Origin of the sequence: Dethiothermospora halolimnae (assembly GCF_037577855.1) — a bacterium.
Lineage (GTDB): Bacteria > Bacillota > Clostridia > Tissierellales > VENL01 > Dethiothermospora > Dethiothermospora halolimnae.
Genome location: NZ_JBAKFX010000020.1, coordinates 1 through 25,380 on the forward strand (window position 1 = coordinate 1; position 25,380 = coordinate 25,380).

Genomic DNA, 25,380 nt, shown 5'->3' on the forward strand with positions numbered 1-25,380 from the left:
AGGTTAGACATTATACTTCTTTTCAAAATTAGTTAACATCTTATCTCATATTTATACGACGCTAGTCGCTTTTAAAAATTTTCGGATGAAAGTTTTGGTTTGAATAAATCTTCATGCGATTCCCGTGTTACATTTCCCCCTTCTGTTGTAAGGGGCACAGTTTTTCTGTTATAATATAAGGGAGCTATGCCCCTTAGGTGTAGTTTAAGTTGATAGGAAGTCGGGTCCCTCGCCAAAGTGACCGGCTTCCTTTTATTTTTTGTTATCATTTTTAATTTTTAAATATTCATCAATATCCTTTTGAACTAAAAATCTAATATATTCTGATAAACCTAATCCTAATTCTTCTGCTCTTTGTTCTGCTAAATCTCTTGTCTTTTGTGAAACTCTAGTTCTAGGTATTATTGCATCTTTTTTCAGCATTATCACCTCCCAATATTATTGTAGTCCATTAGGAATACATTTTCAAGTATTTTTAAACATAATTAGACAAAAAAATAAAAAAGAATAGGATTTTTTCCTATTCTTATAAACTCGCTAGTTAAATGATTCTACTTTTTGCATAATCTGTTCCAGTTGATTAATAGTTTTTCTTTTTAAGTCTTCTTTAGTAAACCGCTTAGGCAGTTCTTCCATAATTTTTGTAATTAAATACTGCTTCTTTACACTCTTAAGGCTATCCTCATATTTTTTCTCCATTTTTTCATTATCCACTATATAAATTGTCATTAAACTTTCTTTGATTTCTATTATTCCTTTTTTTCTAAATCTGTAATAGTATTTCCCATCCACTACAAAACTAAATTCGTGCTCATGATCTGAATGTTTTCTAAACTTAATACTGTCAACATTTAGAATTTCCATTTCACTGTCTGATGTAATTACTTTAATTTCATTTGTCATTCCCTTTTTTATATCTTTAAGATTGTATTCTCGTTTACATTCATCTGGAAAACAATAAATCATTAGATCCCCCCCCTTTTTCTCTTTTTATAAATACCTCTTTAATAAATATACCACATATTCCATATAAATCTTAAATTCTACATTTTTTCTTAAAAACCTCTTTTATAAAATATTTATTTAAATAATAAAAAAAGCCATGGATTCAAGATTATTAACCCATAGCCTTTCACTAACTTGCATTTTAGTAACATTGCATTAAAATCTATTATTAATATTTAATATAAAATATTATATACTATTTCTATTATCCATAAAAATGTCCCATTACTTTTTCTAAACGTTTATTACTTAAAGCATTTTTTAGTCTTAAAGATTCAGCTACAGATAAATTTTTTCTACTGATCTTAAAAATGTTACAAATTAGTACTTGATAATTATTTAATATATTTAATATTTGTTCATCTAATTTTTCTAAATCAACTTTATTCTTAGTAATAATTTCTTCTAAAAATACTAAATTTTTTTCTGTTACACTGTGTTTATCATGAATAGAGTTAGAAAAATGTCCATAATAACTTAGGAATAGGTCTATTATATCTTTATCTATAAATTTAGTAGTTTTTAAATCTTTAAAATTGTCTTTAATTTTTCTAAAACTTAATTTATTGATTGTTGTAAAGTCGCAGTTAAAATATATGGAATATATAAACTTCAATAGGTTTTCTATTATATTCCTCATACAAAAATTAATGCTTGCATAGTCATTTAACGGAACATACAACAATATTTTATTAACTCCTATTTTATAAGCCTCTAAAAATCGTATATTACAATAAATTTTTGTATCATTTTCTTGTTTTTCAATGTATTTTTTATAAATATCTGTGACTAAATTGTTTTCACATACTCTAGAATAAATTATACTTCCATAATCGCTATTATTTAATCCTGAATAAGGGAAATGCTTCGAAACAAAATTTCTATATTCATCTTTTTTGTTTATCATATTTTACCCTCTATTCCGTGAGTATTTCTTTAATATTTGATTCATATAATTATTTTTCTCTGATTTATTATCATCTGTTGAAGATTCACAATCATTTTTATTTTCTTTAAGATACAACTCACCTAATGTATTTTTATAAAATTCCAAAGTTTTTTCATCTGCTTTTTCAACCTCTCTTAACATCCTTGATAATATAAGTGTACGACTTCTCATAACATATTCTTTAAATTCAATTTCTAATAAGTCTAAAAAAATTTTAATATCTTTATTTTTACTAAATTCTTTTTTTGATAGTAACAGTGTAGTTATAATTGCATATAATTCATATCTTATTAATTCAACACTATCTATTTCTTGTAGCTTTTTCATTTTGTTTCTAACTTTAGCTCTTTCCTTCATTTAAATGTCTCACCCTCTCTTCGAATTCGTCACAAATTAGTTCTAATTTTCCAATTAAATCATTGTCATCTCTGTCTAGAATAAATGTTTCTAATTTTCCTGTAGACAATTTATCAAATCTAGGAAAAATGTTATTAAAAAAATATATATCATTTTCTTTGAAAGATTCTTCTATTTGAATTTTGTTACGTTCATATCCTTTAAAAGCATATCCACCAAGCATTGTAAAAACTACACCTAAGTTTTTAATTGGTTTATTAGTAAAATTTGTTCTATAGCTTTTCCTTAAATCTGATACAACTCTTTCCAATAAGTCTAAACCTAATAATGAATAAGCATCAGGTTTTAAAGGCACAAAATAAAAGTCAGATGCCAGTAACGCTGATACTGTATAAAAAGAGTATGTTGGAGGACAATCTATAAAAATATAGTCGTATATTTCCTTTAGTTTAAATTCATCGATAAAGTTTATTAACTTCTGTTCAGAAGAACCTGTCCCAGTTTCTCTTTCCATGAATATAGTATCAAGTTCTCCAGGAATTATATGAAGATATTCTGTAGGTTTATATATAACACTTTCTAAATCTACATTCTGTAAATTACCATTTGATGTAGAGAATATGTTATTAATAGATGGAACATTTAGTCTTTCTTTAATAATACCATTTTTATCTATTTTAATTGTATTATATTTTTCAAATACGGACTGAGTACAATTAGATTGAGGATCTATATCTATTACTAGAACTTTCTTTTTGCTTGCACTAGATAGAAAAAAAGACATTTCTTTACATAAAGTTGTTTTTCCAACTCCTCCCTTCATATTTAAAAAAGATATAACATTTTTATTCATATTGAAGTCCTCCTATCACTATATATATTTAATACAATAAATTTTATGATTCATTTATTTATTTAGTTTCGACGATTATATATTAACATTCTACACACTATCTCGAATTCCTTCTAAAACTAAAAAAGACTATGATTCAAATCCCAACCTTAAGTTTCAACTTGTATTTTATTTATAAAATTAATTTCTTTATATTCATATCTTAATAATCTTTTCTGCTTGATAAATATTATTTTAAATAGTTTATATTAAAGAATACTTTAACGCATTAAAAAAAGCCTAGAAAATAATCTAGACTTCTTTCTCATAACTCCACTTAAACCCTCCAGCTGTTTTAATTTTGCCGTTTAAGCATTGACTAATTGAACTTAAGCTAATGGATGTTCCTTTGGATGCACAATTAAAGTTTTTATATTCTTTTAAAATTGCACCTTCCAAATTCATTTGTAAAACAGGTGTATTTCTATACCTACTTCTTTTATCTTTAATACGTAAAACCTCCGTTGCTTGTCTCGATGGTAGTTTACAGCTGTTATTTTCTTTTAGGTTTATTGAGAAAATGATCAGTTATAAGAGTAACAATAATTAATATAGGAATATTTATTATTCTTAAAGTTTTACTCTCTATACTTGTAGATAATGTTACTATAGTTATAAAAATTAAGGAATTGTACAGAAACATATGTTTATTTAATATTTTGATTTTTTCTAATAAAATAAGTAAAATTATAGCAGCAATATTTGTTAGAAATATATATATATAATCCATAAAAACATCCTTTCTAAATAAATTTATCAATATAAACTGAAGATGAGTTAGGAGTCTTATCAGACAGTTTTTTGTTTTTAGAATATAACTTATTTTTTTTTATAACTATATCAAAACTTTTAATTATTTCTTTAGATGGCCATCTATATATAATTACATTCCACTTACTATTATAATTATCAAAAAGATAAGTTAAGGGATAAGCATATGAAAAAAAACCTGTTTCTTTTTTCACAGATTCTAGTATTTCTGAATTTAAAATCTGATTATCATAATAATTTGTATCTGGATTAAAAAATATCACACCTATATCAAAATTAATATTCTGATTAAACAAAAAAAATACATATCTATCAGTATCATAAAAAACTAATTCATCATCATAAGATTCAAAAGAATTATATCTAAACTCTTTAATAATTTTTATATCTAAAACTGATAAATTCATAAATATCCTCCTTATTAAGCTTAAAATACTTACTGTTAAATTTAATTTATATATTGTGGTAAAAGTCTAAATTAAGGTGAAAAATGAAAAAAATGTAGATTTTTTTAACCATACACTATATAATACAATAAGAGTTGTAAAATTTCAACCAAAAAAATAAATATATGGAGGATTTGGATATGAGTATTGAAAGAATTACTAGATACGAGAGTGGAAGTACAAATAATGTGGATATGAGAAAAGCAGTTGAAGAACTAAATAAAAAATCTAAACGAGACATTGAAAGAAGAACTAAAGAAGCTAAAGAAGAAGTGGATAGATTTTCTAAAAATCATCGTAGAGCAGCTACTTTTATAGGTGGTAGTATAATTGCGGCAGAAGCATATACTGGCAAAAAAGTATTATCAGCTGCAAAAGATGTGAAAATAGTAAAAGATGTTCTAAATAACAATAAAGTAAAAAGAACTAAGGAAGCATTAAAAAAAGTGCGTAATAGCAAAGGTGCTGCTCCTACTGTAATCGTAGGTGGTATAGCTACAGCTACGACAGATATTGTTCATGGAACAACAACTGAAGCTATAAATAGGTATTATAGCAGAGCAAAAACAAATGCCGATAGATATATAGAAAGAGCTACTAGAGAGGTTTTAGAAAGATCTAAACCAAAAGAAAAAGGTTTTGTAGATAAATATGAGGATGTACATAATAAATATAAACCTGATGTAAGTAAGGGGGTTAAAAAAGCAGTAAACGGTATTAAAAATTTTCTTTTTAACTAGTTAAATAATGATTTTTAAAAATAACTTATGCTAACTTCAAATTTAACGTAAAAAGTAGCTTAGATAGGTTTAAAATGCTAGTTTAAGCTGCTTTTTTGCGTTATTTCTTTGTAAGGCTTATATTTAAGAATATAGAGGTTTTTATTCTTCATCAACTAATAGGTCTAAGACTTTGAAATCACTGCTGTATAATCGATTTTAAAAGTCTTTTTTTCTATAACTTTTCAAAAAATAAAAAAAGACTAGGGAAATTAATCCCTAGTAATTTTTTATCATCAATTCTCCATATTTTTTCCTGCCTTTTTTAGATTTACTAACCGAATACCCTACCTTTGTTTCTATCATATTAAAATCTTTGTACCATTCTCTAACTTGCGGATGGTCATTTATAGTTAATAAAAACTTACCTTTTATATTGCTTAATTCATCTCTTAACTTTATATAATCCTTTTCTTCAAACTGATTAGAATATCCAGCAGTTTTAAAATAAGGAGGGTCACAGAAGAAAAATGTATGCTGCCTATCATATTTCTCAAATACTTTTTCAAAACTTAAATTCTCTATAAAAGTGTTGCTTAGCCTTTTTTTAACTTCTGCTAAATGCTCAGTAGTAAATATTTTTTGTGATGGCTTCCCCTTGACTTTGATTCCAAAATGGTTTCCTTTACTTGCAAAACTTTGAGATAATAAATATATAAATCTCACTGCTCTTTGGACATCAGTCATTTGTGATATATCTATATTTTTATATTGGACAAAAACTTCTCTAGAACAAACTTCATACTTAAGTAACCTTTGGACCTCTTCAGCATGATACTTAATCATTTTAAATAGGTTGACTAATTCTCCATCTATATCATTTATGGCTTCAACTTTAGATGGATTCTTTCCAAAGTATACCCACCCAGCACCGAAAAAAGGTTCACAATAACAAGTATGCTCCGGTATTAACTCAATAATTTGTTTTCTTAATTTAGATTTTCCGCCCATCCTACTAATAGGTGGTTTCATCATAACTATCACTCCTTCAACAATTTTTAATTAGTTGAAAGATGATAGCTGCAGTTGAAAGTAGTTTATCATATGCCTATCTATTAGTCTTTTGCATAGAAAGAAGAGTTTTCACCCTTCTCTCTGCTGCTTGATACTCATTAATATTGATCATTTCTGTCTTGTTAACAAAATCTAATATAGCCTTTTCTAATTGCCTACTCTTTTCAAAATATAGTAGACTTCTATTTCCTCTTCTATCTTTTCTTACTCTTTTAATCTTAAATCCTTTTGCTACTAAAAATACTATTAAATCTTTATCTGTGATTACTTCTAAATTCATTGCTATCATCTCCTGTGTCTAAGTATTGATGTTATAAATCAGAAAAAACTAAGATAATCTCCTAGCCTTCTACTTTAGATAAGTTTAATTTGCCAACTGCTGCTTCTATAAGAATATCTAGTTGATCTTCATTTATCTTTATACCTTTATCCTCCAAGAACTCTAAAACATATTCTTTTTTCTTTTCTCCTAAACCACTACCTTTGAAAATTTGTTCAGCTGCATATACCGCTTTTACAACCCACTTGTAAGCCCTCTTTTCTTTTAAGTAAGGTACTAATACACAAGTGAATATAGCTCCCAATATCGTAATAACACCTAAAGCTATTTCCATAAATAATTTACTATCCATAAACAATTACCTCCTAATTTTTAGTCTCTATCTGCCATGACTAAAGCTAACAAACTTAACTCTGCATTTGTTAAAGTGTTATTCTTAGCTTTATCTAGCCACATATCAGCATTATTTAATACACCTTTACTTTTTAAATTCTTTATAGTTTTGATTAATAATTCTTTTTGCCATCCATGTTGAAACTCCACAATATCATCCTCCTTTTCAGAGATAACTAAAGTACTTAAATTTTTATCAAGATAGCCTTTAAGTCTTGGATAATATTTCACTGGATCCACTGCACTATCATATCCCTTTCTTGCAACTTGACTTCTAAACATAAATTCATTTTCGTGTATCTCCACATGGACATGGGGTCCAGTAGTATTACCTGTATTTCCACTATAAGCTATTATTTGACCCTTATTAACCCTATCCCCTACTCTATACTTAGATAGCTCTTTTAAATGTCCATATAAAGAATATAAACCATTATCATATTGTACGACTATATAATAGCCATATCCTTTAGTAACTCCACCACCGTTTAATTTGGAATATATAACTTTTCCATTGTCCAAAGCTATTAGTGGTGTACCTACCGGCATACCTATATCTGCACCGGCATGTAACCTTCCCCACCTTGGACCATATGGAGAAGTATATCGGCATTTATTTAAATCTTCTTTTCTAACGGGAAATAACATGTTCCACCTCCTACATCATATCTATATAATCATTGTCTAGATTAACTCCTCTAGAAATTTTAATTTCATTTTCTTTCCTAGCCTTGTGATAATAAAATCCAATTGCAGTGGTGAAAGCACCAAAGGCTCCTGTAAGAATGTAACTTAGAGGATTTAAGTTTTGGGTTTTATAGACCATAAACATTGTAAAAAGAATAAGTGTTACCATACCAATGCTTATACCGAAGAATATCTTTTTAGAAAACTCTGCTTTTTTCTTTGGTTTTGGTTTATTCTTTCTTCTTTCAAGTTCCTTAAGTAGTTGCTCCTCACTAATATTTTTAAGTTCTTCCACATTATCACTCCTATTCGATTACTTCCACATTAAAAAAGATGCTATAAAACTTGCAATTATAGCACCTATAAAGGTTCTAAACAACCACTTATTAGTATCTTTAATTTCTTTTATATCTTCTTTATTGTTATTTGCAGTACTACTTGTTTTATCTAATTTTTCCCTCAAGTTGTTGTATCCGTCTATTTTAGTTTCAATTCTAACTACTCTTTCTAATAATTCATTTAGCACTTTACTCTCCATATGTCACCTCCAGTAGCTATTCACTGTATCCCTCCAATAAATAAAGAAGGGCATAAAAAATACACCCTTCTAAGGTGCTACGTTAAAGCCTTGGTTAGATTACATCACTATGTTCCAAAATATAATCTTCTACTGCTTTCCTGTACTCTTCATTTTTTACGTCGTCTAGAACTAAAATTTCTCCCGTCTTTGGATTTAGCCCTTTATTGATAATTCTTTCTGCTAAAATTCTAACAATAATTGGATTAACATTCATTATAAAATACCTCCTATTTTTTCGTCTTCTTGTAGTAGCAACTGATTTTCTAATTCTTGATTTTCTTTTCTTAACTTTTCTTTTTCTGTCTCTTGATATTGCATAAATTCATCTATTATTATTAAGTTTTTTAGTTCTGTTGTATTTTTATTTTTAGTAATATCTACACGATACTTTTGAGCTTGTTTAAAATTATTATCGTTATAACCAAAAGGTAAATCCAAGTAATCAATTTTATTTGGTCTTAACCCTTCTTTAACGTTGCCTTCCATTTCACTAAAAGTTCCATTTAATATTTTTCCTGTGTTTTTATCATAAATTAACCTAATGCCATATTCCACAAAAATCATCTCCTTTTATTCATATGCATCAATTGTAACAATAGTATCGCCCACATATGGTGTTGGAGTTCTTGTTTTGCCAGAAGGTTGATACACTGATATTAACCCTAGATAACTATCTACTCCTTTACCACGTATTTCTACAAAGTTATTCCCCCAATAAACCTCTCCAAAACTACTTCTACCATTAATACTTTTATCGGTATCCTCGACAGTTGTAGTTAAACAAAAATCTAATGTTGGTAATATTGCATCTATATAGTAACTGCTACTGCCAGTGTAAGGATAACTTTTTTTCAGTACAATAATATTATGGTCAGTGTTATTTTTCATTCCTTCTATTATTAGAAAATTAGGAATAAAGTCGATTCCTGGGAATGAAAAACGTATATTATAATTTTCATATTTATAACCCGAAAGGTTGGTGTAATCTCCTACATATACATAATTAATTAACTGTTTTTTTGACATTGTAGTTCTAAAATGTTTCTTCCCTGTACTAATATTTCTTATGCTCCCTGCTAATTGACTAAATGTATCACTACCACTTGGATTTAAACTGTCATCTACGTCAGTAATGGCGGTAGCGATTAAATTTTTTCCATCACTGACATTTGTAAAAAGTTCATCTATCGCATCTTGAACATTTATAGCATCCAAGCCACTAATCGAATTATCATAACTTAAATTACTAGCAGATATGCTCTTACCACTTACTAATTGAAAATTTGTTCCATCATATATCATAACTCCAATTTGATTAGCTTTAATATTACCACTTTCTAAATCTGTGCTTACATCCTTTTTTATCGCTTTAGCACCTAGAGAATTAATGTTTATAGTACATGGTCCAGCATTAGTAGAATTAAACTTACAAGCTATTTTTAAGCCTTTATAATAATTGTCTAAGCCTTCTAATTCTGCTATATATTCATTTTCCACTGTCCTAGTATCTTCTATATAGAAAACTACTTCATTTTGTATCGCATTCATTCTAGTAGATGTTATAGCTGTTCCTGCTTGTGTAACTATTCCTGGGGATGGAGTTATTGTTTTAGTTCCATCTCCATTATCAGTTACTACATAACGATTGGGATATTGGACTATATCATCTAAAAAATTAGTTTTAAAACCCATCTTATACCTCCTTTATATTAAACTCAAAATAAACTGCCAAAGTACCTTGTGTTTTAGTGAATATGTTGTTTCTTTCCGAAATTATAACTCCATCACTGGAAAGTATCTTGAAATTTTTAAACTCTCCGTTCTCTGTATCATCTAATGTTATTGTAATATTTATTTTTTCACCTTGGACTACTGTTGAAACTTTTTTTGACTTAACTACTCCATCCTGCTCATATTGAATATTGTCAATTATACTGTCTATGGCTTTGGCAATTTCATTTTTTCCATCTGTTGTTAACATCTAATCACCTACCTCTTGTACAAGCTTTTTTGCTTAACTTTGAATGTACCAACTATTTTATGTTTTACATCTACAAACATATAACCTTCTTCTATTCCTACATCATCAAAAGGATTGTACTGTTCAAATGATGTCAGATAACCTTTATAAAGTGGTCTACTACCACAGTTAAATGTTCCACAAATAGGGCTTAAAATGTCACTAGTTCTAAATGTTTCACTTATTCCTACATCAATTAGCATTTGTTGAGCCTGGGAATATAATCTAACTCCACCTGCAGCAACTCTTTCTAATTCAAATGGAATAGTAAGATTGTTAGGTTCGAAGTTAAGTAACAATGCCGCCTGTTCATTATCATAAAGAGGATTATTCCATAACTCTGTTAAAGATATGAAGTTATCCCCAATTACAACCTCTGCAACTTCATTTAGTGTTTCTATATCACCTTTAGATAAATTAGCTTTTATCTTAGTCTTTATAAACTGTCTATACTTATCATCATTCTTGTTACCTCGATACTCTTTAACATTACTACCTATTCTATCTAAGTGATAACCTGTTGCTGTATCTACATCTTTAACTGTTTTTATGTCTTTTATGGCTTGATTTAATTCCTCTATTTCAGGAGCAATTATAGCAAATAACTTATATATATTACTGTCTTTATCTTTTCTATAGTTGTCCGTAAGCCTATTTAACATTTTTTCTAAAATCACGATACCACAACCTTGTTATAATCGGTAGTTGCCACCTCTCTAGTGTCTATAGATACATTAGATTGATTGAAATTAGTATTATCTGTTGATAACTCAACTGTTAAATCTTCTATACCATCTATATTGCCTTGTATCTTTGCTATTATCTTGGACCATATGACGTCATATCCTAGTCCTAAGCCATTATAATTAGTGTTATCTTTATCAACTCCACCAATGTATTTAATTATTTCTGTTCTAACTTCCTCATCTCCATCTACAGGGAAGTCGTTATCTGTTACAAGGCTTACATTAACGTATACACCAATCTCTGTTGGTCTTGTAAAACCTATTTGATGTGTAACCCCTCTACTATCATCTGTTGGTATCACTATATCTCCATACGACTGAATACCTCCTGCTTTTACTCTTAATATTGCCTTTGCTATTTCTTCATCAACTCCACCAAATACAAATGGTGCTACACTCTTTGGTGGTATTCCATTAATTTCAACTGTTGTATCATTTTCTTCTACTATTACATCAATAACATCTGTTATATCAAGTAATTCAGCTTGTATAGACTCCGCTGTAGAACTTCCACCTTGTGCTAAAGATCTATAATATCTATCTCTTAGTTCATAATCTTCTTCTCTATTTGTTCCATTCTCTGCATCAGTAAGGTTAGTGGTAGAACTTAGTCCAGATATAGGATTAACGACTTCTGTAATCGTTCCAGTTGGTGTGTTTCCTGCTTGCCCTTCTGTAGTTGCTATAAGTGGTATTATAACCTCTCCTGTATCGTCTATTTCTCCTACTTCTGTAGTTTGGTAGGTAAATCCATCCTTCCTAGCAACTTTAAATCCTAATGGTATCTTTGTCCCAACCTCTCCAATGAACTTCTGTTGTTCTACTGTTGCAGGATTTGCTCTTTTCCTGTTAACTGCAGCATATTTTACTGTACCATCTAGACTATTATTTTCTGATGTATCAACAAATCCCGAATGGTAAGTATCTTCTGCGACCTGCCATGATTGACTTAATTCCCATGCAACGACTTTTAAAAATAGTCCTAATGGGCTTCTTGGGCTAAGGTTTATATTATCCCCAAATAACTGTTTTGCATTTGTTTCCATATCAGAAATTATATTTGCATACTGCTTTCTCTTAAATCCTTTTTCAGTTACTCCAAATTTAGCCAATATCTATCACCTCATTTCTAGTTAAGGTGTTTCCTGATTTCATTAGTACTTCAAAGTCTATTTTTAATTTTCTTCTAGGTCTATCTATATCAACTATTAACTCCTTAATTTCCTTAACCCTATCCTCTTGTAAAATGGCTTTAGCCACTTCTGTTCTTATTCTGTATCCGTTATATTGCTTTCTTTGGAGCCACTTATAGGCTAATCCATGTAACTCATTTAAAAACCATTCTCCAGTGTTGGTAGTTAGAACTCTTTCTACACTTTGTACTTCTTCATCTTTACCTTCAACTATTTCTATGTTATTACTTCCATCAAAGGATAGGTCATTATCTTTAATTTTAAATGTTTTCATACTGTTTTCACCTTCTCACTTGGGTTAGGACTAGGACTAGGTTTCCCACTTGTGCCACTTCCTGCAGGGTCAGTCCAGCTAATAGGATGTGTGTGATTGTCTAGCCATTCCTTTAATGTTAATCCTTTAGGCACTCCTTCAAATGCTCCTTCATCCCCTAGTTTTACTTTCCCATCAGTGTGTATAATAATATCATTGTTCTTTTTTATTACCACTTTAGAGGATAGGTCACTTTTAGATATAAGTAAATCTTCACCATGTTCACTTGGAAGTGTTTTATTAAATGGCATTATACCACCAATTACAATAGCATCTGAAATAGAATGTTTTCGAGTATGTTGTGGGTCCTCTTTATCTCCAGTTAACATAGTATTATCAATTGCCCTTTCCCCAAAAACTAAAAGAACCACATCATTCTTTTGATATGGTGGTCTAATAATAAAGTTTCCTGCTTTTAAATGCATAACTGGAACTTCCGATATAGGCTGTAATTCCTTTGGGTCTTGGTTCTTATATTTCCTTTTAAACAGTGGTTGTACTTTAGCTTTCATTGTTACTGGGTCATATTCCTCTATCTTGGCCAACATACAAGTATGGACATCTGATAATCTTTCTTCCATCATTTCATCTAAAAAATTTATTGCATTACTCAATCTATCACCTCCTATAGTGGGACCACCTCTACTTCTGTTATAAAGTCTCCTTTATGTGTTCCTTTAACTACTCTAAAGTTACCATTCGCTGTTCTACTCTCTATTTGGAGTATGCTATCCACATTTATTTTATGGTTTAATAGCATTTTAACCTTATAGCCTTCCTTACCTTCCTGTTCTATCTTCTGTGGTGTATCTACAAGTCCAGTATCACTATTTAATAGAAACCCTGTAAATGTACCTTTTTTCTTAGGTCTAATGTATATCTTTCCATTGGATATATAGAACTTACTTCCTGTGTCTTTTACAACTTGCCTTAAAGCATTTTGTAACATTCCAGATACTGTTATCCCTCTAGAGTAAGTTACATTGTTTTCTAATTGTAAATCTCCTAGCTCTAATCCAAAAGTATTGGCCAAATCATTTATAACTGCTTGACTTGTTATACCTGGCATATATGACTTTTCTATATAGGTTTTATACCACTGTTTTGACCCTTCCCCTACCATTAATTTAGTTTCTTTATCAACACCATTCCACTTGCCCTTTATTTCTTCTATTGTACCTAATAGAATAGTACCTATATCACCTTTATATCCTGCATTGAGTATTACATTGCCTTCTTTTTTAATATTGCTTATAGTGGAATTTGAAAGGTTATATATTTTAATTTCAGATACATTGGGTTCGGGGTCGGTATCAAAGTCAACTTTAAAGTCTATTTCAAAATCATTATTAGAAAAACTTTGTCCTGCAGCTATTAGTTCAACCTTCTGTTTCCATAGTTTCATATCAACAACTCCGTATCTACTAAATATAAGAATACTCTATCGTTAAAGTTATCATACCCTACACTTTTCTCACCTTCTGAAAAGTCATAAGGATATACAAGTACCTTAGGTATATCTAATGCTTGATAAGTAGAGAATAAAGGCCTACCATATATAACTTTTTCTCCTAAGACTATAGGTTTCTCATTTTTATATAGATCCATTGTAAAGTAATCTCCTATGGAGTTATAAAAAACTTCAAAGGTATATGTTTCATTCTTCAATTGCATATCAAATTTATATGGGATTGATTCTTTATCTATATCAATGTATTTCATATTAATCACCCACTTATACTTTTATAAATATCTATAGCACTTACATCAATGTAATTTCCTTCTTTAATATTTTTAACTGCCTTCTGCTCTGGTGTAAGGAAAGGAACAGGGTCATTATTGCTTTTTAACCTTTCAATGAAATCTGTTTCAGCCTCTATATAATCTATTCCAGTAGTTTCTGTAGGTTGCTGTCTACCTTTATTGGTTACTGGCTTAGTTTGTCTTTTCACCACTGGCTGTTGTATTTCTACTGTTTGGCTCTCTGCTATCCTTATCTGTTTTATTGTCATGTTAAACTTAAATCCATTAGCTATACTGCTATCTGTAATCTCTGTGAAACTTTCTATTACAACATTATCTAGTATGTTTCTACCTACATAGGTAAGGACTTCTCCTTCTTGTTGGTATTTTTCCAGTTGCTCCATGTTGATTTGTGCATTTTCCCCTACAATAATTCCATCTAGAGTTAAGATAGTAGGTTTCTTTTTAACATGGTCGGATATATCCTGTCCTTTTTCAACTGGTTTTTCTGTTGCATTTACTTTTAAATTTTTATTTTCCTTACTAACAACGGAAAACTCTATATCTCCTAACGTTGCTTTTGGCATTTTATCACCTCTTTCTTTTTATTCTTACCTTAACACCAGCATATGCCCACCACCTTATCTTGTATTATAAAACCCCCTAAAGTTAGGGGGTTAATGTTTATTCAGATACTATTTTCATATCTTGTTTTTTGTCTAATGCTTTCAAATTATCAATTATAACGTTTCTATCATCAAAAGTGACATTTTTTTCTTTTAATAAATCTACTATCTGTTCTTTTAACATTTTCATGCTACATCCACCTCACTATATACTACATGGTAATTCTTTTCTTTACCATTTTTAGTGGTGTAGCTTATTTTAGATGGATAACTATTTTCTTCTAACCATTCTTTAACCTTCCCTATTACATTTTCTCTATATTTGACAACTGTACCTTGCCACGAACCATTACTTTCCCATACTGCCTGTTGTTCAGCCTCTGATAAGTCTAACATTTTAACTATTTGGCTTACTGCATGGTATGCAGGTTTACCACTTTTAGTTTCTATCTTTAATTCTTTGGCTATTTGCTTTGTATCATAAAATTTAGTTTCTTCCTCTATTTCTATAGGTAAATCAATCCCTGCTGTTTGATAAAATTTCTTAGCAGTTAATAACTTAATCTTACTGTCCATTCCTGCTTCTTCTAATAGTCCACTCATAAACTTAGCACTATCACTTGCTATCTTTAATTTTTCTATTTCATCAGCTTTATTTCTTAACATTTCGGGGTCTGCCTTGTCTGTTATGTATGCTCCAGTTTTCTCTACTTCTTCCTTAACTTCAAAATATTCATCTAGTATTTTATCATATTTCCTCCACGATAATTCGTCATCAAATACCTTAATTACTTTAGCATATCCTCGTTCCGATAATAACCATAAATTTTTAGTAGCATTTAAAGCATTTTGAGTCATGAATCCGCTTTCGACTAAATCGTAAGCAAAAGATGTATGCCTTAAATCTATTATATCTATTCCAGTTCTAAAGTATTGAATATTATTTCTTATATCTTCATTGACTGCTTTTACTTTCTTATTATGTAGTTTTGCAATTGTGCTAGCTAACATGCATTTCTTTTTATCTCCGAAACCACCAGCTATCTTAGGTATTTCTTCTCCGCATACTTTTGTTCTTCCTAATAACTTTAATTCTTTGTTCATAATAAGTTCCTCCTTTAGTTTTTAATTAGTTGACTAATCTCACCAAAGTTGGATATAATGCATATATAGGTTTTTTATAAAATCCAACTTTGATTGAGCCTTTTACTAAACATTTGGCGATGGTAGTAAAGGGCTCATTTTGTTTTTTGAAAATGTTCCAGTTCCTTTCCTAGAGCTTTCGCTATCTTCGCAATAGTAATCAATCTAGGATTTGTTCTATTATTTTCAATTCTACTCAATGTATCCCTATTCAATTTTGACTTTTTAGCTAACTGTTTTAGCGTTAAACACTGTTTTGCTCTTTCTATTTTAATTTTATCTACATCAAAATCCATATAATCACCCCCTTTATTCTACATTTAGTAGAATATACTCTTATTATAAAATACATTATGTAGAATGTCAACACTTTATTCTACTTTTACAAGAAAAATGATAAAATATAATAAAAATATAGATAATATAAAAAGGTGGTGATTGTATGAATTTTGGTTTCATGCTAAAATGCTTAAGAAGTAATGCTGGTCTAAATCAAAAGCAACTTGCTGATATTTTAAACATCTCCCATCAATCTATATCAGCATATGAAACTAATAGAAGAGAACCTGATTTTAAAACCTTAGAAAAAATAGCCGATTATTTTAATGTTTCCATAGATTTTCTCTTAGGCAGAACAGATGACCCTAACTTAGTTAAATTAGAAGGTCAAAAATTACCAAAGGAGTTAATAGATCTAGGTGTTGAATATGTAACTGTGCTAAAAGAGTTTAAAGACAAAGGTTTATCACCAAATGATATAAAAAAAATTATAAATATAATTACAAAAGAATAGACCACTTAAACAAGTGGTCTATTCTTTATATTTTTCAATTTCTTTAATCAATATTTCCCAAGCATCATTAGGGCTTAACTCTAGTTTAAATTTATTAATTCTATTACTTACTCTCAAAAAGATATTTTTTACTTTCTCTAAATTTAACCCTAATTCTAACCTCAAACTCTCTATATCTTGAACTTCATCTTCAAATAAGTATTCAATTTCCTCATCATCATCTCCATCGAATAAAATTTCATTTAGTTTATGTTTTTTAGCAATTTTATAATAGTTTAATTCAAGTAATTCCTCAATCGATTTATAATATCTTTCTATTGTTTTTAAGAATAGATAGCTATCGAATTTATTTTTTCTATAAGCCTCACCATCATCACATTTAATAAATTTTTTGCTTTTATTATTTAATATCTCTATAACTATATCTTCATTAGAGTTTTGAGGATATTTCTTATTCATACTGTTATATTTCTTATTCCCTATAGATTTTAAAATGAATTTTTTAATTTCATCTTCAAAGTGGTAGTTCTTTGTCAATCCTTTATAACTTAGACTAACTTTATAGTTAATTTCTTTATCTCTAAATTTTATCTCTCTTCTTTTATTAGATATTATTTTCTTTAGAATATTCATCCTGTCACCCCAAAACCTAATATGCTTTTACTATGGTGTCTATTTGTATTTTATAGCTTTCATATTTGGGGAAAGTTTCATTTGTCGATGTTTCAAATGTTTTAGTTTCTCCCTCTTTTAATTTTGGTTCACTTCCAGTTAATGTGCCTAATATGTTTTCATCTTTATCATATAAAGTTATTGTGTAGAAAAAAGAATAATCTTTACTGTTGTCATTTGTTACTTCTCCTAAAGCTTTAGTCATTCCTTTATCTTGTTTAATTGTAACCTTGTCAAAAGTTATGTTTTCTTCGGGGTCAGACGAACACCCTACTATTCCTAATAGCAACGAAACTGTAAGTAATAATATTAATAATTTCTTCATGTAATCCCCTCCTTAATAATATATTATACCAAATTATAGAAAGAATTACATGAAGATTTTATCTTTCTGTTAGAGCTGGTCTTTTCTTTCTTAGTCTATTGAAGTAGTTTTCTAGTATTGGAGTCAATTCTCCATCTATAACATTTTTTATAGTTTCTTCTATACTACTATTCTCACTTACTCCTTCTACTTTTATATTTATAGTTGGAGCAAAATTTACATCCTCTCTATATTCTTCACTAGATATACTTTCTGTTAATTTAGATTTAGTTTGTTTGTTCGGTAGAACCTTAGCCCCTCTAGGCATTGTTACAAGTTCGGGGCCTCTCTCTCCAACTATAGCTTGACCTCCACCGAAGAAATTAGTACCTTTAGCCAACATAGGTATTTGAGGTATATTTATTCCAAATTCTTTACCACCGACTTTAGGTAGCCACTTAGGAAATTTAATGTTTATTTTATTTAAGCCACTTATCAATTTATTTATTCCACTAAGTATGAAGTTTATAGCACTTTTTGCCCCTGCTTTCATTCCTCCGAAAAATGATTGCATGGCATTTCTAGCAGTATCACTTTTCTTGTAAAGTGCAACCAAGCCAAGTACCAACCCTGCTACCAAAGTTACTACTAATCCTATTGGATTGGCAGTTAGTGCAGTATTAAATAACCACGTTGCAGCAGTTGCTACTTTGGTTGCTCCTGCTAAAATAAAATCAGCCGTATATAGACCTACTATAGCTAATGTATGAGCTCCGCTTGCGATAACAGATGCCCATTGTGCAGCAGTCTGTATTCCTTGCATTATAGATACTGCGAACAATATAGCACGATAACCCAAATAAGCTTTACCTAATCCTTTTAATGCACCTACAACTGTATCTTTATGATCTACTACCCAATTTAGTCCATTATTTACTAAATCCAATCCACCAGTCACTAAATCGCCTAAAGTTGTTTTTAACCCAGTCGATTCATCTCCCATTCCACCAAATGCAGTTATAACTATGTCGGTAACAGTAGAGCCTATACTGGCCAGTCTAGGTACTAACTCAAAGGCTACAAATCCTCCAAAGTCTTTCATAACTGGCACTACAGGATTTTCTATAAATCCAGCTACTCGATTAAATACATTAGTTGCTATATCTCCCCATCTTTGGATAGTTCCATTTTCGGACCATTTTATTAATGTTTTAGATAATCCTTTAACTTTCCCTTTTATAGTATCGAACATGCTACCGACTCGAACTTCTCCAGTGGCTGATATTCCCATCATTCTAGCTAAAGAGTTACTAAATACACCTTTTACAGTGGACATAACCCCTTTGAATGAGTTTGCTTGCATTTCCATTCCACCGGCAAATCTATCCTTCATAAGTCCCAATAAGGCTTTATTGAATTTTTCTTGGTTAGTTATTTGTCCTTTATTATTAACTATTTGAGCCTTAGCCATGTTTTTGTTGGCCCATTCTACTATATTTTGTTTTTTAATACCAAATTCTTTTAATCTTTCCATTTCTCCCATTTGCTATATGTTACCCATAAGGCTTTTTATCCCTATGTTCTTATACTTTATATTCGCATAAGGTCAGCATATATTTTTAGTATTATATATCACTACATAATACCAGTGTCGGACACTCTTGGAAGGATTATATTTATTCACCTTCTATGCGTTACGGTGCTGTTTAGCCTTTCGATATCTAAACAGTTACCTCGGTATTAGCATTTCAGCCTTCACCGATTTTGCCCGATTTAACGACGCCCAAATCGTTAGGAGAATTAGATATTAAAAAAGCACCCTAATCACCTAGGGTACTTCTAATTCTTTGTTGTATAATTTTGAAAAACATTCTGTGTGACCTCTGAACCAAATTTTAGGTTTATACTGGAATTTTCTATTCTTTTCATGTAACTCCTTTTCCAAGTAAATAGCATCATATAAGTTTGTATTTACAGTGTCTAATATTTTATAATCATAAGGCATTATTTCCCCACTAAATCTTTTTTTTAGTAAATTTCTAGTTATACCTATTTTATAAAAATGCTCTTCGTAGTTCCAGCACTCAATTATATATACTTTTACTTTTAATTTAAGCCACTCTTTCTTATTTCTTTCAGCCTTAGTGGTATTATACCCACCATCTCCATGTTTTAATTTTCTAGCACATATAGGACATCTTTGCTCGCCATGAATAAAATCTTTTAGTGTCATATTAAATCTATGCCCTTTATGACATTCAAAATTATATTTTTCATGAGTGCCTATAAATTCTTTTGATGTAAATTTATAATTGGGTTGGTTTTTCGAAAACCATAACAATATATTCTCATAAGAGTAAGGGTTATTTGGCGAAAATTTATGCTGTTCTTTTCCATATCTTAAATTACAAACTGAAGTCTGATACTTATAACCTTTTCGATCCTTATATTTTAATACTTCTTTATTGTTGTTATATTTATCAAACAAAGGCTTAAAACCTCTTTTTATAAACTCTGATTTGACATCTTCAATTTTTAACTTTCTATCTTTTTTCAATTTTCCAATAGCACATTTTGGGCAATTAGAACCCCTTTGAACTACTGTCCATGACATTCTAAACTCTCCATGTATCGGACAAGACAAGGTTAATTTTTCACTATTATTTTTATATTCTGTTGATATTAATTTAAAAGGTTTATTGTTTCTTTTTAGCCACAACTTAATATTTTCTATAGTATATGGATTTCCATTTCCAAAAGCACTAGGCTTAGCGTTTCTATGGGCCATTTTATCATAGCATCCTAAAACTTTATAACCTTCTTTAGTTTCCAGTAATAGCTTTTGCTTGTTATTTTTGTAATCCTTGAACAATGGCTTGTAACCTTTGGAAATAGCAAGTTCCTTAACTTCTTCTAAGCTAAGTTTTTTAGCCATAACAAGTACACCTCCGATAGTGCTTTCTTTTATCCGAGTATTAAGTTTTTATTAATGTAGGAAGAAGACTCGGATTTCCTTCTTGTCATTATGGGTAGCTAATCCATAACTATCCTACATATATATTATACCCTATTTCGACAAAGTTATGAAGCTATCGCTAAAATATTTTGAGCGTCGGCAATAGCTTCTACCCCTTGGTCTATGGATTTTCCCATCACACTGGACATGTCACCTATAATTCCTATATTCTTCTTAGCTGACATACCATAACTTTCTAACTTTACACTAGCTTCTACAATGCTTTCAGTGCTAAAAGGAGTTTTATTTGCAAATTTAATGGCCCACTGGAATGTTTTCGCTGCCTCTTCTTGTGAACCCATAACTCTGTTTAAAGTATTTCTATATTGTTCTAAATCAGCAGCACCTTCAAGCCCAGCACTTCCAACTGATTTTATTCCTCCTGCTACTGCTCTAATCCCTAGATATCCTGCTGCTATCTTAGTAACTCTGCTTAATGTATTTCCAAATGTACCTAAACTTCTGTTTGTAACATTATTCGTAGTCCTCCCAAATCTATTCATTACAGAGTTGGCTCCACCTATTCTGTTTGAAAACCTCTCGGCAGCTGTAGAGCCATCACGGAAGTTACTGCTCATTCTATCTACAGAGTCATTAGTCCTTCTAAGCCCTCTATCATTTATGTCAAAATTTACTCCGAATGTTAAATTTCTTAAATCAGCCATTATTTCACCTTCTTTTTAGGCTTACATAATTTGAGTCCTTCTCTAGCTTCAAGGATTTCTTCTTCTGTCATTTTACATACTTCTTTGTATGCCATTCCACCTACAAATACTAATTCCCAAAGCCATATATTTTCCTTAGCCTTTCTTTTAAAATAAGACTCGCTTTTATTGCATTCCGAGAAATCGTTCGATTTCCTCGACTAACTGTAACCCTGCCTTAAAATCTTCGTCAAAGTCTGAACTTGTTACTTTAGGATTTATTACACAATACTTATATAGTTTCTCTGCATATGCAGCTTGTTGTAACACTCCGTATTTGTTGTTACACTGGTCCAATAACTCTAAATACTTTTTATATGGTAACGACTGCAATTCATATTCCTTTCCATTAACTTCTACTTTACCTTTTTTCATTTTCACATTCCTCCTAATTTTTAGTATAGAAAAAGCACCCTTTCGGATGCTCTTTAGTTAAATTCTAATTTACTAACAAATATTACAAACTCTCTTTCAGTTATCTCATTTGATGCCTCATAGGTAGCTGGTTTCCTTACTCTACACTCTGTACCTCCTGCTGTGACTTTATTATCATTTAAATCCACGACACTAGCTGGAATAATAGCATTTTTCCCTTTTCTAGTAGCTAAATCATTAAGATATGCTACAGATGGGCTTGTAGACTCTAAAGTAACTGTAATTTCTCCAGTTTCATTTGATGTTTCACTCATAGCGACATCCCCTTGAGCTCCAACATACTCTGTGAAGGTATCTTCCATTCTCTCTACAGATACAAAGCTACCTTCTGCAAATCCAGTAAGAGCAACTCCACCTACAATAACATTTACATCCTTTGGGTCATAACTTCTCATATTCTACACCTCCTCGTAAGTAAGAACACCATTTATAGTTATTTCATGTATTGCACCTGCTAAGGTTGCACACCATTCTACACCATTTAATTTTCTATTAGCCACATCATTAATTGGAATAGTACCTCTAGTTGGTACATTTATAGAATATACTCCTCTATCATTTTCATCTGTAAGGATTATACCCTGTTCTGTGGCTTGCTTTAATACAGTTGTCATGGCATCCACTACCATAGATATACCTTTGTTACTGTAAGGTATTTTATCTTTGGTATAAAGAAGTCTAGATACTTCCTCTGTCATTCTAGCCTCTATAAAATCTTGACTTCTCATAACATCTATATATTCACCAGATGATACCTTACCTTCACTGGTCTGTAACATACCTAACTTTCTAACATAAGTATTTCCACCATCTTTGTGTAATTGAGTTATTTCTGTAACCCCTAAATCAGCCTCGGTTACTCCATTAATATTTTTAAATTTCCATGTAAGAGAACCAGGGTCCTTAGGACCACATTTTCCAACCCAACCACAAGCCATATATTCTTCTGGTTTAGTATGAACACATATTATAGTCCTTTCACTTTCTAATGTTGCTGCTAAACTTAAATTATCAGTATCAGCAAAATATAACTTCTTCTGTGCATCTATCCAACCAGATAAAGCTGTTATTTCAGTATCTTCTTTTTCTTCGCATAAAAGGAAATACCAATCATTATTCTTTTCTGCTAAATCATTAAGTGCAGCAGTTAGAATTTTAGGGTCTCCTGCTGTGCTATCATAAGCTACTCCATATATTGCTATCTTCTCTGGTCTTGGAGTTTGTGCAAATATTCTATTGGCCATTTTGTAGGCTTCCGTATCTTCTTTGAAATCATCAGATACACTTTGTAAATCTAAGTACTCTTTATATTCATGATCTACATTAGTTGCTAATATAAGAGGTAGTCCAAAACCTTTCTGGGTTAATGCTTGTGTTTCCCTCGATATATTAACAACAACATCTTTAATATAACTCATTTAATCACTCTCCTAACTGTTCAATAGTTTCTACTATTATGCTTGTTTCATCAACTGTCCTAAGGATTACATCAAATCCAACTTTCCTTTCATAATCACCTACTATTAAGCTATCTCTGTTACCGAAAGCCTCTATAGACTTAACTATGAGATTATTTCTCTTTAGTAGATAATAACCTTTAAGCCTAAACCAATCCTTTAGTTGCATGGCCAAATCTATTGACTCCATTTCATCCTTGCTAACTGCTGTAAAAGATATGGTTATACTTGGTTGTTCTATCCTAGTGGTTTTTATGTCATATTTAAACTTTGTCCCTAAACTCGGAATGGTTTCATCTATTTCTATACTGTTGTTTTGGCTATTATAAGGTGTTGTAAACTTGTAAAGGATATATGGGTATGGTGGTTTCTTTCCTATATTGTTAGAGGGTATTACGGGTTTACCTATATGATTAACAAGTTCTTTTACTATAAAGTTTCTTATATCCTTTATATTAATCATTGTTATCAGCTCTTTTTAAGAAATAAATATTCAATCCATTTGCAAATCTACTATAGTCTTTTTCTCTGTGAACTTGATATGTCTTACCATCTATTGCATCCTTTACTTCCTCACCTATATCTAAGTTTCTATGGATGTATAACTTCCTATCATCTGTGGTATAAGTTCCCCCATCATCAAACTTTAAGTCCTCGGTATTTAGTGGAACTATGGCACCTTGTACTTCGACTGGCCTCTTTCCGCCTTCTACCCATACCCCTCCATTATCCCAATCTCTGTAACCATCTGTCCCCTCATATATAATTAAAGGTGATGAATATTTGTCAATTAAGCCTTTAAAATTAAACATTATATCTCCACCACCTTGTAAGTTATACTACTTTTAAGTCTTCCAGTTTTGATTAATGGATTAGTTTTTCTTTTATCTGTAGATAGTGTGACACTCGATTTTGGAGGGGCCTTTAAATCTGTCATGTATTTTACTATTCTACCTACTATATATTCTCCTAAAGTTTCAAAAAATTTGTCTACTGTTATTTTAAAACTTAAAACTTTTTTTAGTAATATTTCACCTTTTCGCTCTATTTTATTTCTATACTCATCATATCCTCCACGAATGAATGACCTTTCAGGTATGTCTACACTTTCAGCTAACCAATAATAAAATTCTAGATTTTTCTTCCCTTTCTTTTTAACTAAATACAAACCTCCGTTTGCTTTAATAGGAAATAAGTCACTAAAATCCCTTGGACTCTTTTCTCTAGCTTTTTTGTTTAATGGTATAGTTAAATATTTAGCACTTTTAGGTTCTATATGTGCTCCAAATTCATTAACTCTAGCTATCATGAGTATTTGACTATCGTCTTCTCCAAATATTCCTATTTGAATAGATTTCCTAGATAATTCTTCTAAGGCTTCTAATAGCCTTGGAATATTATTCTCATCTTCTATATTAACTCTCATATAAATTTCACTCTCCTATATGGCTTTAGAATAGCTTTAACCTCTGATGGCATACCATTACTGTTGTTAAGGTCAAAATAACTTATAGACATATCTGACAAGCTTTCAGATTGAACTCTATTATCCTCTTTCATACTGTCAATCCATTTGGCTATAGCTAACTTCATACCTTCTTTTATTTCAGTTTGATTAGTGTATTTGAGGACCAATTCTTTAATCAGAGGTAATGTGATTTCAATGTATGTATCTAAACTATCATCTTTTATCCTTAATAATGTTTTTACTTCATTTACTGTCATATTAAGCACCTTCTATAGCTTCAATTATTTCATCCTTATTCATTTTACTTTTAAGCTTTATTCCTTTTTCTGCTGCTAAATCTTTCAATTCATCTACTGTCATGTCTTCTAGGTTAATCTCAATTTCTTCACATTCAATTTCTTCAACATGCTTCATATGCTGTAATAGATCTATTTCCTTTTTATCAGTTGTTGCATAAACTCCATTAACAAACTGCTTATATTCTCCATCAACATAAAATCCTAACTCTAGATACTTTTTAGATTTAAATTTCATCTTTATACCTCCTATCAATATTAATTATTAAAGAGCAGGAAAACCCTGCTCTTTAATATA

General features: G+C 30.3%; 42 protein-coding genes. 2 read left to right on the forward strand and 40 right to left on the reverse strand.

What is annotated here, in order from left to right:
- Positions 1-252: 252 nt before the first annotated feature.
- The 7 genes from V6137_RS09600 to V6137_RS09630 form a co-directional block, all read right to left on the reverse strand.
- On the reverse strand, positions 253-423 hold the full coding sequence (locus V6137_RS09600; protein ID WP_425447705.1) for a hypothetical protein: 171 nt from the start codon (positions 421-423) through the stop codon (positions 253-255).
- 114 nt (positions 424-537) lie between these two features.
- Positions 538-966, reverse strand: a complete 429-nt coding sequence (locus V6137_RS09605) for a hypothetical protein (RefSeq protein WP_425447706.1) — start codon at positions 964-966, stop codon at positions 538-540.
- A 244-nt stretch (positions 967-1,210) separates the two neighbouring features.
- A complete protein-coding gene (locus V6137_RS09610) occupies positions 1,211-1,912 on the reverse strand; it encodes a hypothetical protein (RefSeq protein ID WP_425447707.1) in 702 nt (233 codons plus the stop codon).
- A gap of 3 nt (positions 1,913-1,915) precedes the next feature.
- Positions 1,916-2,311: a hypothetical protein gene (locus V6137_RS09615; protein ID WP_425447708.1), complete on the reverse strand. Its 396-nt coding sequence runs from the start codon at positions 2,309-2,311 to the stop codon at positions 1,916-1,918.
- Positions 2,295-3,164 carry a ParA family protein gene (locus V6137_RS09620; protein WP_425447709.1) on the reverse strand — a complete coding sequence of 290 codons (870 nt, stop codon included), beginning with the start codon at positions 3,162-3,164 and terminating at the stop codon, positions 2,295-2,297. The genes V6137_RS09615 and V6137_RS09620 overlap by 17 nt, the downstream gene beginning before the upstream one ends.
- A gap of 532 nt (positions 3,165-3,696) precedes the next feature.
- The gene (locus V6137_RS09625) at positions 3,697-3,933 is read right to left on the reverse strand and encodes a hypothetical protein (RefSeq protein WP_425447710.1); all 237 of its coding nucleotides are present in this window, start codon (positions 3,931-3,933) and stop codon (positions 3,697-3,699) included.
- A gap of 13 nt (positions 3,934-3,946) precedes the next feature.
- Entirely contained in the window at positions 3,947-4,381 is a 435-nt protein-coding gene (locus V6137_RS09630; RefSeq protein WP_425447711.1) for a hypothetical protein, read from the reverse strand.
- Positions 4,382-4,560: 179 nt separating this feature from the next.
- Here V6137_RS09630 and V6137_RS09635 point away from each other — a divergent pair, with 179 nt between their 5' ends.
- Positions 4,561-5,160 carry a hypothetical protein gene (locus V6137_RS09635; RefSeq protein WP_425447712.1) on the forward strand — a complete coding sequence of 200 codons (600 nt, stop codon included), beginning with the start codon at positions 4,561-4,563 and terminating at the stop codon, positions 5,158-5,160.
- Between the two features lie 258 nt (positions 5,161-5,418).
- Here the strand turns inward: V6137_RS09635 and V6137_RS09640 are convergent, their stop codons facing one another.
- The 20 genes from V6137_RS09640 to V6137_RS09735 form a co-directional block, all read right to left on the reverse strand.
- Positions 5,419-6,174, reverse strand: a complete 756-nt coding sequence (locus tag V6137_RS09640; protein ID WP_425447713.1) for a DNA adenine methylase — start codon at positions 6,172-6,174, stop codon at positions 5,419-5,421.
- 73 nt (positions 6,175-6,247) lie between these two features.
- The gene (locus V6137_RS09645) at positions 6,248-6,493 is read right to left on the reverse strand and encodes a DUF5659 domain-containing protein (protein ID WP_425447714.1); all 246 of its coding nucleotides are present in this window, start codon (positions 6,491-6,493) and stop codon (positions 6,248-6,250) included.
- 61 nt (positions 6,494-6,554) lie between these two features.
- Positions 6,555-6,845 carry a phage holin, LLH family gene (locus V6137_RS09650; RefSeq protein ID WP_425447715.1) on the reverse strand — a complete coding sequence of 97 codons (291 nt, stop codon included), beginning with the start codon at positions 6,843-6,845 and terminating at the stop codon, positions 6,555-6,557.
- Positions 6,846-6,865: 20 nt separating this feature from the next.
- Positions 6,866-7,534 carry a M23 family metallopeptidase gene (locus V6137_RS09655; protein ID WP_425447716.1) on the reverse strand — a complete coding sequence of 223 codons (669 nt, stop codon included), beginning with the start codon at positions 7,532-7,534 and terminating at the stop codon, positions 6,866-6,868.
- A gap of 10 nt (positions 7,535-7,544) precedes the next feature.
- Positions 7,545-7,868: a hypothetical protein gene (locus V6137_RS09660; RefSeq protein WP_425447717.1), complete on the reverse strand. Its 324-nt coding sequence runs from the start codon at positions 7,866-7,868 to the stop codon at positions 7,545-7,547.
- Positions 7,869-7,886: 18 nt separating this feature from the next.
- Positions 7,887-8,111, reverse strand: a complete 225-nt coding sequence (locus V6137_RS09665; protein ID WP_425447718.1) for a hemolysin XhlA family protein — start codon at positions 8,109-8,111, stop codon at positions 7,887-7,889.
- Positions 8,112-8,205: 94 nt separating this feature from the next.
- Positions 8,206-8,367 carry a hypothetical protein gene (locus tag V6137_RS09670; protein ID WP_425447719.1) on the reverse strand — a complete coding sequence of 54 codons (162 nt, stop codon included), beginning with the start codon at positions 8,365-8,367 and terminating at the stop codon, positions 8,206-8,208.
- Positions 8,367-8,708, reverse strand: a complete 342-nt coding sequence (locus tag V6137_RS09675; RefSeq protein ID WP_425447720.1) for a hypothetical protein — start codon at positions 8,706-8,708, stop codon at positions 8,367-8,369. Before V6137_RS09675 ends, V6137_RS09670 begins: the two co-directional genes overlap by 1 nt.
- A gap of 15 nt (positions 8,709-8,723) precedes the next feature.
- Positions 8,724-9,845, reverse strand: a complete 1,122-nt coding sequence (locus V6137_RS09680; protein WP_425447721.1) for a hypothetical protein — start codon at positions 9,843-9,845, stop codon at positions 8,724-8,726.
- A 1-nt stretch (position 9,846) separates the two neighbouring features.
- Positions 9,847-10,134 carry a hypothetical protein gene (locus tag V6137_RS09685; protein ID WP_425447722.1) on the reverse strand — a complete coding sequence of 96 codons (288 nt, stop codon included), beginning with the start codon at positions 10,132-10,134 and terminating at the stop codon, positions 9,847-9,849.
- Positions 10,135-10,142: 8 nt separating this feature from the next.
- The gene (locus tag V6137_RS09690; RefSeq protein ID WP_425447723.1) at positions 10,143-10,850 is read right to left on the reverse strand and encodes a hypothetical protein; all 708 of its coding nucleotides are present in this window, start codon (positions 10,848-10,850) and stop codon (positions 10,143-10,145) included.
- Positions 10,847-12,031: a baseplate J/gp47 family protein gene (locus V6137_RS09695; protein WP_425447724.1), complete on the reverse strand. Its 1,185-nt coding sequence runs from the start codon at positions 12,029-12,031 to the stop codon at positions 10,847-10,849. The genes V6137_RS09690 and V6137_RS09695 overlap by 4 nt, the downstream gene beginning before the upstream one ends.
- Positions 12,024-12,386, reverse strand: coding sequence for a contractile injection system sheath initiator (locus V6137_RS09700; RefSeq protein ID WP_425447725.1), 363 nt, complete (start codon positions 12,384-12,386; stop codon positions 12,024-12,026). The genes V6137_RS09695 and V6137_RS09700 overlap by 8 nt, the downstream gene beginning before the upstream one ends.
- Complete coding sequence (locus V6137_RS09705) at positions 12,383-13,039, reverse strand: Gp138 family membrane-puncturing spike protein (protein WP_425447726.1); 657 nt, start codon at positions 13,037-13,039, stop codon at positions 12,383-12,385. The genes V6137_RS09700 and V6137_RS09705 overlap by 4 nt, the downstream gene beginning before the upstream one ends.
- 11 nt (positions 13,040-13,050) lie before the next feature.
- Positions 13,051-13,830, reverse strand: coding sequence for a phage protein (locus V6137_RS09710; protein ID WP_425447727.1), 780 nt, complete (start codon positions 13,828-13,830; stop codon positions 13,051-13,053).
- A complete protein-coding gene (locus V6137_RS09715) occupies positions 13,827-14,147 on the reverse strand; it encodes a phage baseplate plug family protein (RefSeq protein WP_425447728.1) in 321 nt (106 codons plus the stop codon). Before V6137_RS09715 ends, V6137_RS09710 begins: the two co-directional genes overlap by 4 nt.
- Before the next feature lie 5 nt (positions 14,148-14,152).
- On the reverse strand, positions 14,153-14,755 hold the full coding sequence (locus V6137_RS09720; protein WP_425447729.1) for a phage baseplate protein: 603 nt from the start codon (positions 14,753-14,755) through the stop codon (positions 14,153-14,155).
- A gap of 97 nt (positions 14,756-14,852) precedes the next feature.
- Positions 14,853-14,984 carry a hypothetical protein gene (locus V6137_RS09725; protein ID WP_425447730.1) on the reverse strand — a complete coding sequence of 44 codons (132 nt, stop codon included), beginning with the start codon at positions 14,982-14,984 and terminating at the stop codon, positions 14,853-14,855.
- Positions 14,981-15,898: an ORF6N domain-containing protein gene (locus tag V6137_RS09730; RefSeq protein WP_425447731.1), complete on the reverse strand. Its 918-nt coding sequence runs from the start codon at positions 15,896-15,898 to the stop codon at positions 14,981-14,983. Before V6137_RS09730 ends, V6137_RS09725 begins: the two co-directional genes overlap by 4 nt.
- A gap of 134 nt (positions 15,899-16,032) precedes the next feature.
- Positions 16,033-16,233 carry a helix-turn-helix domain-containing protein gene (locus tag V6137_RS09735; RefSeq protein WP_425447732.1) on the reverse strand — a complete coding sequence of 67 codons (201 nt, stop codon included), beginning with the start codon at positions 16,231-16,233 and terminating at the stop codon, positions 16,033-16,035.
- Between the two features lie 146 nt (positions 16,234-16,379).
- Between V6137_RS09735 and V6137_RS09740 the strand changes: the two genes are divergently transcribed.
- Positions 16,380-16,730 carry a helix-turn-helix domain-containing protein gene (locus tag V6137_RS09740; protein ID WP_425447733.1) on the forward strand — a complete coding sequence of 117 codons (351 nt, stop codon included), beginning with the start codon at positions 16,380-16,382 and terminating at the stop codon, positions 16,728-16,730.
- Positions 16,731-16,748: 18 nt separating this feature from the next.
- Here the strand turns inward: V6137_RS09740 and V6137_RS09745 are convergent, their stop codons facing one another.
- From V6137_RS09745 to V6137_RS09805, 13 genes are all read right to left on the reverse strand, one after another.
- Positions 16,749-17,363, reverse strand: a complete 615-nt coding sequence (locus V6137_RS09745) for a hypothetical protein (protein WP_425447734.1) — start codon at positions 17,361-17,363, stop codon at positions 16,749-16,751.
- 16 nt (positions 17,364-17,379) lie between these two features.
- Complete coding sequence (locus tag V6137_RS09750; RefSeq protein WP_425447735.1) at positions 17,380-17,727, reverse strand: FxLYD domain-containing protein; 348 nt, start codon at positions 17,725-17,727, stop codon at positions 17,380-17,382.
- A 58-nt stretch (positions 17,728-17,785) separates the two neighbouring features.
- Entirely contained in the window at positions 17,786-19,240 is a 1,455-nt protein-coding gene (locus tag V6137_RS09755; RefSeq protein WP_425447736.1) for a tape measure protein, read from the reverse strand.
- Between the two features lie 294 nt (positions 19,241-19,534).
- Positions 19,535-20,641, reverse strand: a complete 1,107-nt coding sequence (locus V6137_RS09760; RefSeq protein ID WP_425447737.1) for a GIY-YIG nuclease family protein — start codon at positions 20,639-20,641, stop codon at positions 19,535-19,537.
- 146 nt (positions 20,642-20,787) lie between these two features.
- Positions 20,788-21,387 carry a hypothetical protein gene (locus V6137_RS09765; protein ID WP_425447738.1) on the reverse strand — a complete coding sequence of 200 codons (600 nt, stop codon included), beginning with the start codon at positions 21,385-21,387 and terminating at the stop codon, positions 20,788-20,790.
- 165 nt (positions 21,388-21,552) lie between these two features.
- Positions 21,553-21,801 carry a hypothetical protein gene (locus tag V6137_RS09770; protein ID WP_425447739.1) on the reverse strand — a complete coding sequence of 83 codons (249 nt, stop codon included), beginning with the start codon at positions 21,799-21,801 and terminating at the stop codon, positions 21,553-21,555.
- A gap of 53 nt (positions 21,802-21,854) precedes the next feature.
- A complete protein-coding gene (locus V6137_RS09775) occupies positions 21,855-22,256 on the reverse strand; it encodes a phage structural protein (RefSeq protein WP_425447740.1) in 402 nt (133 codons plus the stop codon).
- A 3-nt stretch (positions 22,257-22,259) separates the two neighbouring features.
- Entirely contained in the window at positions 22,260-23,279 is a 1,020-nt protein-coding gene (locus V6137_RS09780; RefSeq protein WP_425447741.1) for a DUF3383 family protein, read from the reverse strand.
- Between the two features lie 4 nt (positions 23,280-23,283).
- Entirely contained in the window at positions 23,284-23,781 is a 498-nt protein-coding gene (locus V6137_RS09785) for a phage neck terminator protein (protein WP_425447742.1), read from the reverse strand.
- On the reverse strand, positions 23,774-24,130 hold the full coding sequence (locus V6137_RS09790) for a hypothetical protein (RefSeq protein ID WP_425447743.1): 357 nt from the start codon (positions 24,128-24,130) through the stop codon (positions 23,774-23,776). Before V6137_RS09790 ends, V6137_RS09785 begins: the two co-directional genes overlap by 8 nt.
- Positions 24,130-24,744, reverse strand: a complete 615-nt coding sequence (locus tag V6137_RS09795; protein ID WP_425447744.1) for a phage virion morphogenesis protein — start codon at positions 24,742-24,744, stop codon at positions 24,130-24,132. The genes V6137_RS09790 and V6137_RS09795 overlap by 1 nt, the downstream gene beginning before the upstream one ends.
- On the reverse strand, positions 24,741-25,043 hold the full coding sequence (locus V6137_RS09800; RefSeq protein WP_425447745.1) for a phage head-tail connector protein: 303 nt from the start codon (positions 25,041-25,043) through the stop codon (positions 24,741-24,743). Before V6137_RS09800 ends, V6137_RS09795 begins: the two co-directional genes overlap by 4 nt.
- A gap of 1 nt (position 25,044) precedes the next feature.
- A complete protein-coding gene (locus V6137_RS09805) occupies positions 25,045-25,320 on the reverse strand; it encodes a Rho termination factor N-terminal domain-containing protein (protein ID WP_425447746.1) in 276 nt (91 codons plus the stop codon).
- Positions 25,321-25,380: the final 60 nt, after the last annotated feature.

Bases quoted from the DNA above. Each gene is read 5' to 3' on its own strand.
- V6137_RS09600 (WP_425447705.1), bottom strand. From the start codon at position 423: ATGCTGAAAAAAGATGCAATAATACCTAGAACTAGAGTTTCACAAAAG.
- V6137_RS09605 (WP_425447706.1), bottom strand. From the start codon at position 966: ATGATTTATTGTTTTCCAGATGAATGTAAACGAGAATACAATCTTAAA.
- V6137_RS09610 (WP_425447707.1), bottom strand. From the start codon at position 1,912: ATGATAAACAAAAAAGATGAATATAGAAATTTTGTTTCGAAGCATTTC.
- V6137_RS09615 (WP_425447708.1), bottom strand. From the start codon at position 2,311: ATGAAGGAAAGAGCTAAAGTTAGAAACAAAATGAAAAAGCTACAAGAA.
- V6137_RS09620 (WP_425447709.1), bottom strand. From the start codon at position 3,164: ATGAATAAAAATGTTATATCTTTTTTAAATATGAAGGGAGGAGTTGGA.
- V6137_RS09625 (WP_425447710.1), bottom strand. From the start codon at position 3,933: ATGGATTATATATATATATTTCTAACAAATATTGCTGCTATAATTTTA.
- V6137_RS09630 (WP_425447711.1), bottom strand. From the start codon at position 4,381: ATGAATTTATCAGTTTTAGATATAAAAATTATTAAAGAGTTTAGATAT.
- V6137_RS09635 (WP_425447712.1), top strand. From the start codon at position 4,561: ATGAGTATTGAAAGAATTACTAGATACGAGAGTGGAAGTACAAATAAT.
- V6137_RS09640 (WP_425447713.1), bottom strand. From the start codon at position 6,174: ATGATGAAACCACCTATTAGTAGGATGGGCGGAAAATCTAAATTAAGA.
- V6137_RS09645 (WP_425447714.1), bottom strand. From the start codon at position 6,493: ATGAATTTAGAAGTAATCACAGATAAAGATTTAATAGTATTTTTAGTA.
- V6137_RS09650 (WP_425447715.1), bottom strand. From the start codon at position 6,845: ATGGATAGTAAATTATTTATGGAAATAGCTTTAGGTGTTATTACGATA.
- V6137_RS09655 (WP_425447716.1), bottom strand. From the start codon at position 7,534: ATGTTATTTCCCGTTAGAAAAGAAGATTTAAATAAATGCCGATATACT.
- V6137_RS09665 (WP_425447718.1), bottom strand. From the start codon at position 8,111: ATGGAGAGTAAAGTGCTAAATGAATTATTAGAAAGAGTAGTTAGAATT.
- V6137_RS09670 (WP_425447719.1), bottom strand. From the start codon at position 8,367: ATGAATGTTAATCCAATTATTGTTAGAATTTTAGCAGAAAGAATTATC.
- V6137_RS09680 (WP_425447721.1), bottom strand. From the start codon at position 9,845: ATGGGTTTTAAAACTAATTTTTTAGATGATATAGTCCAATATCCCAAT.
- V6137_RS09685 (WP_425447722.1), bottom strand. From the start codon at position 10,134: ATGTTAACAACAGATGGAAAAAATGAAATTGCCAAAGCCATAGACAGT.
- V6137_RS09700 (WP_425447725.1), bottom strand. From the start codon at position 12,386: ATGAAAACATTTAAAATTAAAGATAATGACCTATCCTTTGATGGAAGT.
- V6137_RS09710 (WP_425447727.1), bottom strand. From the start codon at position 13,830: ATGAAACTATGGAAACAGAAGGTTGAACTAATAGCTGCAGGACAAAGT.
- V6137_RS09715 (WP_425447728.1), bottom strand. From the start codon at position 14,147: ATGAAATACATTGATATAGATAAAGAATCAATCCCATATAAATTTGAT.
- V6137_RS09720 (WP_425447729.1), bottom strand. From the start codon at position 14,755: ATGCCAAAAGCAACGTTAGGAGATATAGAGTTTTCCGTTGTTAGTAAG.
- V6137_RS09725 (WP_425447730.1), bottom strand. From the start codon at position 14,984: ATGAAAATGTTAAAAGAACAGATAGTAGATTTATTAAAAGAAAAAAAT.
- V6137_RS09730 (WP_425447731.1), bottom strand. From the start codon at position 15,898: ATGAACAAAGAATTAAAGTTATTAGGAAGAACAAAAGTATGCGGAGAA.
- V6137_RS09735 (WP_425447732.1), bottom strand. From the start codon at position 16,233: ATGGATTTTGATGTAGATAAAATTAAAATAGAAAGAGCAAAACAGTGT.
- V6137_RS09740 (WP_425447733.1), top strand. From the start codon at position 16,380: ATGAATTTTGGTTTCATGCTAAAATGCTTAAGAAGTAATGCTGGTCTA.
- V6137_RS09745 (WP_425447734.1), bottom strand. From the start codon at position 17,363: ATGAATATTCTAAAGAAAATAATATCTAATAAAAGAAGAGAGATAAAA.
- V6137_RS09750 (WP_425447735.1), bottom strand. From the start codon at position 17,727: ATGAAGAAATTATTAATATTATTACTTACAGTTTCGTTGCTATTAGGA.
- V6137_RS09755 (WP_425447736.1), bottom strand. From the start codon at position 19,240: ATGGAAAGATTAAAAGAATTTGGTATTAAAAAACAAAATATAGTAGAA.
- V6137_RS09760 (WP_425447737.1), bottom strand. From the start codon at position 20,641: ATGGCTAAAAAACTTAGCTTAGAAGAAGTTAAGGAACTTGCTATTTCC.
- V6137_RS09765 (WP_425447738.1), bottom strand. From the start codon at position 21,387: ATGGCTGATTTAAGAAATTTAACATTCGGAGTAAATTTTGACATAAAT.
- V6137_RS09770 (WP_425447739.1), bottom strand. From the start codon at position 21,801: ATGAAAAAAGGTAAAGTAGAAGTTAATGGAAAGGAATATGAATTGCAG.
- V6137_RS09775 (WP_425447740.1), bottom strand. From the start codon at position 22,256: ATGAGAAGTTATGACCCAAAGGATGTAAATGTTATTGTAGGTGGAGTT.
- V6137_RS09780 (WP_425447741.1), bottom strand. From the start codon at position 23,279: ATGAGTTATATTAAAGATGTTGTTGTTAATATATCGAGGGAAACACAA.
- V6137_RS09785 (WP_425447742.1), bottom strand. From the start codon at position 23,781: ATGATTAATATAAAGGATATAAGAAACTTTATAGTAAAAGAACTTGTT.
- V6137_RS09790 (WP_425447743.1), bottom strand. From the start codon at position 24,130: ATGTTTAATTTTAAAGGCTTAATTGACAAATATTCATCACCTTTAATT.
- V6137_RS09795 (WP_425447744.1), bottom strand. From the start codon at position 24,744: ATGAGAGTTAATATAGAAGATGAGAATAATATTCCAAGGCTATTAGAA.
- V6137_RS09800 (WP_425447745.1), bottom strand. From the start codon at position 25,043: ATGACAGTAAATGAAGTAAAAACATTATTAAGGATAAAAGATGATAGT.
- V6137_RS09805 (WP_425447746.1), bottom strand. From the start codon at position 25,320: ATGAAATTTAAATCTAAAAAGTATCTAGAGTTAGGATTTTATGTTGAT.